At 37.1% G+C, this 11,579-nt stretch carries 10 protein-coding genes; 6 read left to right on the top strand and 4 right to left on the bottom strand.

Going from position 1 to position 11,579, the window contains the following annotated elements; translation table 11 throughout:
- Positions 1-386: 386 nt before the first annotated feature.
- Complete coding sequence (locus RK02_RS09000) at positions 387-1,481, top strand: aminotransferase class I/II-fold pyridoxal phosphate-dependent enzyme (RefSeq protein WP_016183925.1); 1,095 nt, start codon at positions 387-389, stop codon at positions 1,479-1,481.
- 84 nt (positions 1,482-1,565) lie between these two features.
- Positions 1,566-2,315 carry an NADPH-dependent oxidoreductase gene (locus tag RK02_RS08995; protein ID WP_016183924.1) on the top strand — a complete coding sequence of 250 codons (750 nt, stop codon included), beginning with the start codon at positions 1,566-1,568 and terminating at the stop codon, positions 2,313-2,315.
- 44 nt (positions 2,316-2,359) lie between these two features.
- Here the strand turns inward: RK02_RS08995 and RK02_RS08990 are convergent, their stop codons facing one another.
- From RK02_RS08990 to RK02_RS08975, 4 genes are all read right to left on the bottom strand, one after another.
- On the bottom strand, positions 2,360-3,346 hold the full coding sequence (locus RK02_RS08990) for a polyprenyl synthetase family protein (RefSeq protein WP_016183923.1): 987 nt from the start codon (positions 3,344-3,346) through the stop codon (positions 2,360-2,362).
- A gap of 34 nt (positions 3,347-3,380) precedes the next feature.
- Entirely contained in the window at positions 3,381-3,950 is a 570-nt protein-coding gene (locus tag RK02_RS08985) for a Gx transporter family protein (protein ID WP_016183922.1), read from the bottom strand.
- A gap of 14 nt (positions 3,951-3,964) precedes the next feature.
- Positions 3,965-4,384, bottom strand: a complete 420-nt coding sequence (locus RK02_RS08980; RefSeq protein ID WP_016183921.1) for a NusG domain II-containing protein — start codon at positions 4,382-4,384, stop codon at positions 3,965-3,967.
- A gap of 161 nt (positions 4,385-4,545) precedes the next feature.
- Positions 4,546-6,498 (bottom strand): NAD(P)/FAD-dependent oxidoreductase, encoded by a 1,953-nt coding sequence (locus RK02_RS08975; protein ID WP_016183920.1) that lies wholly within the window; start codon positions 6,496-6,498, stop codon positions 4,546-4,548.
- Positions 6,499-6,766: 268 nt separating this feature from the next.
- On the opposite strand from RK02_RS08975, the gene pplA reads away from it, so the two are divergent.
- The 4 genes from pplA to RK02_RS08955 all read left to right on the top strand — a co-directional run bounded on the left by pplA (position 6,767) and on the right by RK02_RS08955 (position 11,549).
- Positions 6,767-7,690: an extracellular electron transfer flavoprotein PplA gene (pplA, locus tag RK02_RS08970; RefSeq protein WP_016183919.1), complete on the top strand. Its 924-nt coding sequence runs from the start codon at positions 6,767-6,769 to the stop codon at positions 7,688-7,690.
- Positions 7,691-7,874: 184 nt separating this feature from the next.
- Complete coding sequence (locus RK02_RS08965; protein WP_016183918.1) at positions 7,875-8,939, top strand: FAD:protein FMN transferase; 1,065 nt, start codon at positions 7,875-7,877, stop codon at positions 8,937-8,939.
- A 21-nt stretch (positions 8,940-8,960) separates the two neighbouring features.
- Positions 8,961-9,905: a 1,4-dihydroxy-2-naphthoate polyprenyltransferase gene (gene menA, locus RK02_RS08960; protein WP_016183917.1), complete on the top strand. Its 945-nt coding sequence runs from the start codon at positions 8,961-8,963 to the stop codon at positions 9,903-9,905.
- A 129-nt stretch (positions 9,906-10,034) separates the two neighbouring features.
- The gene (locus RK02_RS08955; RefSeq protein WP_016183916.1) at positions 10,035-11,549 is read left to right on the top strand and encodes a zinc ABC transporter substrate-binding protein AdcA; all 1,515 of its coding nucleotides are present in this window, start codon (positions 10,035-10,037) and stop codon (positions 11,547-11,549) included.
- Positions 11,550-11,579: the final 30 nt, after the last annotated feature.

The raw sequence follows: 11,579 nt of genomic DNA, 5'->3' as shown, positions 1-11,579 counted from the left end.
GGTTTTCGGCAATAAGCTTGCAGTCGAAAAAGTGTTAAAATATATGCACTTTTGTCGCCTGCTGCGACTTATTGCTCAAACCTAACCGCTTGTCTCATAGCCTCTAAATAAACGGCATCAATTGAGCTGCTATTCGGTAAATAAGCAACTATCCCCAAAAAGTGTTAAAAATTGCGCACTTTTTGGGTCTAGTTCGACTTATTTACTCATAGCAAATCGCTCGCTTGATAGCCTCTGAAAACGGCATGAGCCAGCTAGTCACTCGACAAATAAGTCAAAGTGCTGTAAAAGTCTTAAAAGTAACGAACTTTTCCATCCCTTTGAAGCTTATTTACTCGTGCCTGAGCGAGCTGTCTCATAGCCTCTAATAAAAGGAGTGGTTGGTTATGACAGAAGAGTTATCTACTTATTTAGCGCAGTTAGGGAATCGTATGGATAAACAGACAGGGGCGATTAGTGCACCGATTCATTTGTCGACGACGTATTCACATCCAGAGTTTGGTAAGAGTACAGGTTTTGATTATACGCGAACAAAAAATCCGACTCGGACGATTTTAGAAGAGGGTTTGGCTAAATTAGAAGAAGGAGCACAAGCAATCGTAACGAGTTCAGGGATGAGTGCGATTCAATTGGTTTTTCAGCTGTTTCCTGCAGGGAGTCAGTTTTTGGTTTCTAGAGATTTGTATGGTGGTAGCTATCGTTATTTTAAAGAGCTAGAAGCTCAAAAGATTGCGGTGTTCCATTATTTTGAAACGGTAGAGGATTTAAAGCAACAGTTATCTACAGAGATTGCGGCCATCTTTTTGGAAACGCCGACGAATCCTTTGATGAATGAAATAGCTATTGAGCAGGTCGCTTCCTTGGCTAAACAATATCAAGCTTTGACGATTGTGGATAATACCTTTTTAACTCCACTTAGACAAAAGCCGCTGACATTAGGTGCGGATATCGTTGTGCATTCAGCGACCAAATTTTTAGCCGGACATAATGATATTTTAGCTGGAGTGGTTGTTGCCAAAGACGCCGAATTAGGCAATCGTTTAGCTTGGTTAGCGAATACTACTGGCCCAACCTTGGCTAGCTTTGATTGTTGGTTGTTTATTCGTAGCTTGAAGACTTTTCCACTACGCTTTGAGCGTCAAGAGCAAAATGCTCAAGCAATTGTTCAGGCTTTGCAGAATCATCCAGCTGTGAAAGAGATTTTTTATGCTGACAAGGGTGCGATGATTAGCTTTAAGGTGGTTGATCAAACGAAAATTGGTGAATTTTTAGAAAAATTAGCGATTTTTACCTATGCCGAAAGTCTTGGAGGGGTAGAAAGTTTAATTACTTATCCTACAACCCAAACGCATGCGGATATTCCAAAAGAAGAAAGAGAGGCTTATGGTTTAACTCCTGATTTACTACGTTTGTCAATCGGCATTGAGTCGGCCACTGATTTGATTAATGATTTAAAACAAGCATTAGCTATTTTTGCGTAAATACAGTACAATAAGGACGAAAAGATGAGGGCATATAGTCTATCATCTTTTTGCCATGTAGATTAGAGATAGAGAGTGTTTTTCGTGAATAATGAGACTATTCAACATCAATTGAATCATCGTTCGATTCGCGCGTTTAAAGCGCAAAGCTTAAGTCCAGAAGATCGCAATACGTTGTTAGAAGTGGCTAGACAGACTTCTACAAGTAATTTTTTTCAACAATTTTCGATTTTACATATTACCGATGAGACAAAACGGCAAGCTATTCGAGAAATAAGTAATCAGCCGTATGTTGGCGCAAATGGCGATTTATTTATTTTTGTAGCTGATTTATATCGTAATCAACAAATTCGTCAACAAAAAGGCTTAGATGATGGTCGATTACATACTACGGAGGTCTTTTTCCAAGCGATGCAAGACGCAACTTTGGCGATTCAAAATATGTTGGTTGCCGCTGAGAGTATGGGCTTAGGAGCCGTTTTGTTAGGTAGTATCAATAATCAGCCGAAGCGTTTGGTTCAAATTTTAGAGTTACCGAAGATGACTTTCCCAGTTTTAGGTATCCAAATCGGTGTGCCTGATCAAGCGCCACAATTGAAGCCACGCTTGCCGCTAGATCAGCTTGTTTTTGAAAATGGCTATCCCCATGAATTTTCAATTGAGCAATTGGCTGATTATGATGAAGTGGTACAAACTTATTATGATTTGCGCAATGCCAATCAACGAATTGATTCATTTACGAATCAAATTGCCGGTGCGAAATTAGCAGATGGCCTTCTTCAACGTGATGAAATTTTAGAGGTTTTACATGCACAAGGCCTATGCTGGCGTTAAAAAAATAGTCAAGAATTAGCTAGTCTAATTCCTGACTATTTTTTTTAATTTTGACGTTGTAAGAGACTACTAGTTAACTGGTAAAGCAGCTCTTTGGTTTGTTTAGGCGTTGAAGGGAGCTTATCTATTGCCCTTAAAGCTTTATTCGTATAGCTTTCAGCTAGCGCATTGGCTTTTTCGATGCCCTTTGATTGATGCACAATTGTCCAAACCATTTGAGCATCTTCCATAGTCATCTGGTCTTTTTTTAGTAGATAAGGAGCTAACTTAGCTTTGTTTTCTTGTAAAGCGTACAGTAGTGGTAGCGAATAAACCCCTTGGCGCACGTCTTCTAATACCGGTTTACCGATTTGGCTGCTAGATTTGGTGTAATCTAATAAATCGTCGATAATTTGGAAGGCCATGCCAATATTTAAGCCAATTTCACCACATTTTTTACTAAATTTTTCGCTACAGCCACTTTCCATTGCGCCAATCGCACAGCTTAAAGCGAATAATTCAGCGGTTTTACCGGAAATATTACTCAAATATTCATCGATACTGCCATCGATACGGTAGCGGCTATTCATTTGCCCTAATTCACCATCTAAAATTTTTTCGATATTTCGGGAATTGATTCGCAGGCTATTTAAGGTTTGGGTATAGTCGGCTAATAATTTAAAACAGCTAATTAATAGATAATCACCTGCATAAACCGCAGTCGTATTATCAAATTTGGCGTTGATAGTTGGTAAATTTCTGCGTAATTCAGCTTTATCAACAACATCATCATGAATCAAGGTTGCTGTATGTAGCATTTCAATAGCGGCTGCTAAGCTAGCTGCCTTCTGTTGGTCTTGATTTGGACCAAATTGAAAGAAAAGGAGCTGGTAAGCTGGGCGCAATAGTTTACCACCAGAGTGAATCATCTCTAAGATTGCCTGTTCGACCGCTTTATTTTTTAATTTGACTGATTTTTCCATTAACTGAATAGTCATTTCTAATTCAGGAACTAAGCTTGGATATTCTTGCCATATTGGATGTAGTTTCATGATTAAAAACTCCCTTCGTTAATTATCTTTTGCGTTATTGTGCATGAAGTGACTTGGCCCATTGCTGATTAGTTCGTTGATCATGTTCAATTTGAAATTTTTGTAAGGTTTTAACATGTAAAAATAAATAATTCGCAGTAATCCCAATCGCAATTCCGGATAAAATGCCTAAAAAAGAAAGTACCGGCAGATAAAGCATGACTGTCCAAGATTGAGCGATGATAGAAGCGACCACCAATTGGCCAACATTATGCATAAAGCCTCCAGTTGCACTGATACCGATAATGCTTACTCTTTTTGGTCCTAAAGCCTTAACAAGGAGCATGCCAAGATAGCTTAATACCGCACCACTAAAGCTATAAAGAAAGGTCGACACCGTACCGCCCAGAAGCGTCGTCAAAGCTAAACGCAAGGCGATTAAGGTGGTGGTTTCTTTTTTATTTAAGGTAAAAATAGCAATAATGGTAATTAAGTTGGCTAGTCCTAATTTCGCTCCAGGTGCAAAGCCAAAAGGATAGGGAATCATATTTTCAATTAAGCCAATTACTACGGCTTGGGCAACCAATAAGGAAATATAAACCATTGTACGTAATTTTAAAGACATAAATAAAAGTGTAGCTAATAAATTACGCTACCTGTTTCACTCCCATCTGAGGCTTTGATTTCAATCACTAATTTATGTGGTAGACAAACAATTGTTTCGCCAGGTTTTCTAATCCAGCCACGTTGGACACAAATTTGGTCTAGGCAGCTAGCTGCTTTAATCCGGATTTGCTGATGATCAATTTCAATCAGATTATAATCACCATCTGGATCGGTATATTTGTAAGTATAGCGCTTTTGGTTGGTACTTAAGGGAAAGCTTTTTAATTCCTTTCCATCGACTTTTAACACGGCTGTATAGCTTACTGTCGGTTGGCTAGCTTGTTGGATGCTAAAGAGAACCAAAGGAGCAAAAGAAGCTAAAATTAAGCTAAATAAGATAAAAAAATCCCAGGGTTTCATTCGACTTTTATTTATAAAAGTTTTTAATTTCATCATTTCCTCAGCACCTACATATCAAATTTTTCCTTTGTTTACCAACAGTTGACTAAAACTTTTTCCTTCCATTGACAAATCTATTATCGCTAATATAGAAAGACTTGTAAATAGAAGGAAAACTGGAACCCATTGTCCCAGCTTTCCTAAGAATTGTTTAATTACTTGGTCCCATATCTCGACTTGACATCGCCGTACCACCAACGCCCTAGTGTCCGTTGAATCCATGGCACTACCCAGTGGTCTAAACCAAAGGCACGACCTGAACCGTTCATCAAGGCAAAGGCTACTGGAATGAACCAGATATTTACCCAGAAGAACATACCTGATAGACAGAAGGTAACAACTAAAGCAATCGTAGTTGCACTAGCTAACCAAGTGAATAAACCAACGATTAAAGCTAAAGCAATACAAATTTCAAATACAGTCATGAATTTTTGGAAGAACAAAGCAATTTCTTTATTTGGCATCATGACTTTCATAATGCTTTCGAACCATTTTGGCATGTGGTCTAAGACTTGCATTGGTTGCTCGCCGTAAGCATAGCTAAAGCCAAAGTGTGCTTGTTGGGCAGCTTGACTAGCAGCTTCACCAGCGCCACTTGCTGCAGCACCACTCGCCGCACTTGTTGCTTCGCTAGCGCCACCTGCTGCAGATGCACCAGTTGTAGCGGCTTGTTCTTGTAACCAAGGGAATGGGAAGACAACATGATCAGTAAACCATGAACCTTGACCAAACCAAGTGCTTGGTTTTAGCCATTGACCATCACCAACAACTTTTTTACTTGATTCGATTAACCACATTAAACCGTAGAAAATACGTAATGGCACACTCCATAAAACATTACCATAACGTGAAGAGTGACCACGCATGATGTTTCTTTCATCCTTGATGTGGAAGAACTCATGCATGATGTATTGGAACATATAATAACCTGAACGAATATCAAAGAAATATTTCAAGTTAACGACATGCTTCATAAACATAGCGAAGAAGCCAGATAATTTAATCTTATCAAAAAGATTAGCTACCCCATAACGTGAACCGATAGAAACCATGAAGCCTTGATAATTGCTCTTAAATGGATGTTTTTCGCCACCCTTGATAGAAGCAATCACATTTTCAGCTGCACAGTGCGCAGTTTGCTCAGCCGCTTGAACAATTTGTGGCGTTGGTTTGCCCGGTGTTTCCTCATAGTAAACCAAGTCACCGATTATGTAGATATTTTTGTCTTCATAACCTTTAGCTTGCATGTATTCATTAGCAACTAAACGGTTTGCACGTGCTTTTTCGATACCAAAGTCAGCAGCATCAGATGTTGCTTTAACCCCTGCAGTCCAAATAAGCGTATGTGTTGGAATTTGGCTACCATCTTTTAAGACGATATGATCTTTTGCTACTTCAACGATTGGTGAGTTAGTTAAAATTTCAACGCCATGTTTCTTCATGTAACGTTCAGCTTTAGCTGCACCACCACGATCAAGCATGTTTAAGATAGTAGGCATTGCTTCAACCACTTTTAAGGTGAAATCTTCTTTTTTCAACTTAAAGTCTTTGGCTAAGCGTGCACGCCAATCCATTAATTCGCCGACCATTTCAATACCAGTAAATCCAGAACCACAGACAACAAAAGTTAGCATTGCTTTACGTTTTTCAGCATCTGGTTCAATCGCCGCTTTTTCAACGATTGCTTCGATATGCTTACGAATACGTAAGGCATCTTCAAATGACCATAAAGTAAAGCCGTTTTCTTTAACCCCTGGTGTACCAAAATCATTTGGTTCACCACCCATTCCAATAATTAGATGATCAAATGGATATTCACCTAATTTAGTTTTTACAACCTTATTCTCTTTGTCAATAGCTACGACTGTGTCAGTAACTATGTCAACGTTTTTGTTGCGGCAGAATAAACGTTGTAAATCGTATTGAATTGCTGTAGGTTCAACACGTCCGCCAGCTACCTCATGTAATTCAGTCATCATAGTATGATATGAATGACGATCAATTAAGGTAATTTGGGTGTCAGTACCTTTTAGCTTTTTAGACAAAAGCTTGGTTGCAGCGACACCAGAATAGCCAGCACCTATAACAAGTACTTTTTCTTTTGCCATAAGTCAAATCGCTCCTCAAATAAATAGTATAAATTGATCATTGCATAATCTAATTCATTATATAATGGAATTTGTACTTTGTCTAACAACTGAACTGAAATTTCACAGATTATAGTAAACTGATGAGAATTCTGTGAAATTATTCAATAATTCCACTAATATTATGGAAATACAGTTGACAAAATGCTTAGATGTTATAAAATGAACATGTAACACAAGCGTTTTCATATATATGCTTGTGAAAAAAGTAGTAAAGGGGAACTTTGCAATGAAAATGAAAAAAATTTTAACAGGGTTCACAACGCTAGCATTAGCAACTGTATTGTTAGCTGCTTGTGGAAGTAACGATAAGAAGGAGACAAAAGAATCTTCTGCTGCTTCATCTAAAGTTGAAGAATCAAGTTCTGAAGCAAAAGCACCTAAAAAAGTAGCAGGCGCTGACCTTCAAGATGGTACATACAAATTAGAAGAAAAAAATTATGAACATGGCTATCGTACAGTATTTACTATCGAAGTAAAAGATGGCAAAATTGTTAAATCTAACTACGATAACGTAAATGAAAAAGGCGAATCTAAAACCAAAGACGCTGACTACAACAAAAACATGAAAGCAAAATCTGGTACTGATCCAGAAACTTACACACCAAAACTAAATGAAGAATTAGTTTCAGGTCAAAATGCAAATGTTGCTGTTGTAACTGGTGCAACTCATTCTTCTGACTCATTTAAAAACTATGCACAACAATTAATCCAAGCTGCACAAGCTGGTAAAACAGATACAATTGAAATTGATAACGGTGCTACACTTAAAGATGGTACCTACTCATTAGAAGAAAAGAACTATGCACATGGTTATCGTGTAACTTTCTCAATCGTAGTAAAAGATGGCAAAGTGACAGAATCTAAATATGATTATGTCAATAAAGATGGTCAATCTAAACAAAATGATGAAGAATACAACAAAAATATGAAAGCTAAATCAGGTACCGATCCTAAGACTTACATCCCTCAATTGAATGAAGCTTTAGTGAAAGCGATGAGTGGTGAAGAACCATCAGTTGGTAATGTAGAAGTTATTACAGGTGCAACTCACAGCTCTGATAGCTTCAAGATTTATGCAGCTCAATTAATCAATGCTGCTCAAAAAGGTGACACTGCTAAAATTGAAGTAGACAACATCGTAACTGAGTAAGCTAGCTTATTGATGAGTTTAATGAATCAAGCTTAATCTTAACTTAAATTTTCTAGGCGAATAAATCGAGATAACTATTTATTTCGGTTTTTTCGCCTTATTTATTCTATTTGTATTTATTTATGTGGAAAATTTTGCTATTTTAAACTAAGAAAAAATCAAACTAGATTCTTGGAGGGAAGTAATGAAAAAATTCATGACGTTAATTTTAACAATTTCTAGCTTATTGGTGTTAGCTGGTTGTCAATCTACTGCTAAGAGTGTAAAAATTAACGAAAGTCCATATTCGGATAATCAGTTTTTATTAGGTACCTATGTCAATATTCGAATATATGATGATGGTAAATCTGATGTATTACAGCCGGCTTTTGCTAAGGTGAAAGAGCTGGGTGATAAAATCACAGTCAACCAAGAAGGCTCAGAGGTTGATGAAGTGAATGCAAATGCCGGCGTTAAACCAGTGAAGGTGAGTAAAGATGTCTATCGTTTAGCTAAAAAGGCTTATCAAATTAGCCAAGAATCCAATGGTGGCTTTGATATGGCAATTGGCCCAATTACGCAGTTATGGCATATTGGTTTTCCAGATGCTAGGAAGCCTAGTCAGGCTGAAATTGATGCTGCATTAAAATTGGTCGATTATAAAAAGGTGAAGCTTGATGATAAGGAGCAGACCATCTACCTAGAAGAAAAAGGGATGGCTTTAGATTTTGGGGCAATTGCTAAGGGCTTTATTGCCGATGAAGTGGTCAAGGTGTTAAAAAAACATAAGGTTACAACAGCTATTGTTGATTTAGGGGGAAATGTGTATGTTTTAGGTCATAGTCCACGTGGCAAAAATACGCCTTGGACTGTGGGCATTCAAGATCCAAATCAAGCTAGAAATGTAACAGTTGGCTCAGTACCAGCTACCAATCAAACACTAGTGACTTCGGGGATTTATGAGCGCTTTTTAGAAGTAGATGGCGTGAAATATCATCATCTATTTAATCCAAAGACGGGCTATCCATTTGATAATGATATCGCGGGCGTTACCATTATTACTAATTATTCAATCGATGGTGATGGGTTATCAACCGCTGTTTTTTCAATGGGAGTCAAAGACGGATTGGCCTTTGTGAATCAACAAAAAAATGTCGAAGCCATCTTTGTAACCAAAGAGGATAAAATCTATTTAAGTAAAGGCATCCATGATTTTGATTTAAATCCAGATTCAGGCTATCAGATGGGGAAAAAATCTGAGTTAAAATAATGAACAGAAAGTAGGAGCATGATGACAATTAAAACCTTTTTAGACTTAGTAGAAATTCGGACGAAATTAGCGAGTTTTTTCCCTTTTTTAATCGGTGTTTTATTTAGCTTGAGTTATTTTCATCATGTGAATTGGGGATATACGTTTATTTTTTTCATCGGCATGCTAGCCTTTGATATGGCTACCACGACGATTAATAATTATATGGATTTTGTCAAGGCTAAATCGAATCAATATAAGTATCACGAAAACATTGTTGGTCGTGCCCAGATTGCAGAAGGTTTAGTCCAGAAGATTATTTTTACTTTGATCGGTATCGCCTTTGTTGTAGGGTGCTTTTTATCATATCAAACCGGTTGGCTATTATTGGTGATGGGGTGTGTCTGCTGTTTCATTGGTGTATTTTATACTTTTGGGCCAGTACCTCTTTCACGAATGCCTTTAGGCGAGTTGTTTAGTGGGGTGACCATGGGCTTAGGTATTTTTGCAATGGTTATTTATATCAATATTTTCCAACAAAAAGTTTTGTATCTAACGATTGATTGGTCCAAAGGTTTATTTATTTTAAATGGCAATATTTGGGCAGTCGTAGCGGTTATTTGGGCTTCATTGCCGATGATTTTTACCATTGCCAATATTATGCTAGCTAATAATTTATGTGATTTAGATCAAGATATTGACAATCATCGCTACACCTTGCCGTATTATATTGGCCGAAAAAACGGTTTGCTGCTTTTTCGGTTTTTAATGTTAGCTTGCTATTTAGTGATTTTGATTGGTTGGCTATTTAAAATTTATCATTGGAGTATTTTATTGGTGTTATTTACCTTTCCTTTGATTCGTAAAAATTTACGGATCTTTCACAAAAAGCAGGTTAAACGTGAAACCTTTGGCCTATCAATAAAAAATTTAATTATCTTTAATTCAGCCTATGCATTAGCACTCTTCATCGGCTGGCTGCTTTAATTATTTAAAGAAGTTGACTTTTTCTTAATTTTAGGATAAGTCAACTTTTTTTATTTTGTTAGTTGACAGTAGCAAGAAACTATGTTAAATTTTTAAATCGTAAACATTACGGTTTAAAGGAGAGCGAAGATGAAGAAAAAATTATTGTTATTGAGTGTGGCAGCCTTAAGTTTAATCGTGGCTGGTTGTCAATCGCAACAAAACCAAGCAAAAAGTGAGAAACCGACTATTATTACAACGATTTATCCTATCTATGAATTCACCAAAGAGATTGTTGGTGACAAGGCTCAAGTCGAATTAATGATTCCAGCTGGAACGGAACCACATGATTTTGAACCATCAGCAAAAGATGTTGCCAAAATTCAATCTGCAGATAGCCTAGTTTATGATGATCCCAATATGGAAACCTGGGTACCTAAAACAGAAAAAAGCTTAAAAAATAGCAAGGTACAATTTGTTCAATCGACAAAGGAAATGGTCTTATTGCCTGGTGGAGAAGAAGAACATGATCATGAGCATGCGGATGACGGACATCATCATGAATTTGATCCTCATGTGTGGTTAGCCCCTTCTTTAGCAATGCAACAAGTCAAAAGCATTAATAAACAATTAAGCCAACAATATCCTAAATATAAAGCAACTTTTGAAAAAAATACGCAAAAATATTTGGCAAAATTAGCCAAATTAGATCAAGCCTACCAAACAAAGCTTAGCCAATTACCGCAAAAATATTTTGTGACTCAGCACAGTGCGTTTAACTATTTAGCCGTCGAATATGGTCTTAAACAAGTACCGATTGCGGGATTGAGTCCAGAAGAAGAACCGAGTCCAAGTAAAATTGCTGAATTGAAAGAGTTAGTTAAAGAACTGTCTATTCAAACGGTATTTTTTGAAGAGAATGCACAAGATAAGATTGCACGTACTTTAGCAGATGAGGCCAAGGTGGATTTAGCCGTGTTAAATCCTTTAGAAGGTTTGACTAAAGAACAAATCAAAGATGGTAAAAATTATCTAAGTGTCATGCAGGACAATCTAGCTGCTTTAGTAAAAGCGGGCAGTGTTACGCCAACAAATCAAAAAGCACTAACTGTTGAAAAAGAAAAGACTGTTTATAATGGCTATTTTTCAGATGATCAAGTGAAAGATCGTAGCTTAAAGGATTGGCAAGGTAGCTGGCAATCAGTCTATCCATTATTGCAAAAGGGCAAGTTAGATCAAGTCTTTCATTATAAAGCCAAATTAAATCCGAAAATGACGGAAGAAGAATATAAAAATTATTATGAGATTGGTTATAAAACTGATGTGAAGCAAATTGATATTAAAGGCGATACGTTTACCTTTTACTTTGATAATGGCACAAAGGCTAGTGCTAGCTACCGTTATGTCGGCTCTAAGATTTTAAACTATGCAGCAGGGAATCGAGGAGTCCGCTTTATGTTTGAGTCAACCGATCTTAATAGCTCAGCTTTTAAATATTTACAATTCAGCGACCATGCGATAGCGCCACAAAAAGCAGGACATTTCCATATTTATTTTGGCAATTCTTCTCAAGAGGATTTATTAAATGAATTAGAAAATTGGCCAACCTATTATCCAACCAAGCTTTCTAGTCACGAAATTGCTCAGGAAATGATGGCGCATTAAAAGGCATAGACAAAAGTGATGGCTTAAGGT

It is taken from the genome of Enterococcus columbae DSM 7374 = ATCC 51263 (assembly GCF_000406925.1).
Taxonomy (GTDB): domain Bacteria; phylum Bacillota; class Bacilli; order Lactobacillales; family Enterococcaceae; genus Enterococcus_E; species Enterococcus_E columbae.
The sequence above is the reverse complement of the archived record's forward strand: the minus strand, read 5'-3'. Positions and strand labels throughout refer to the sequence as shown.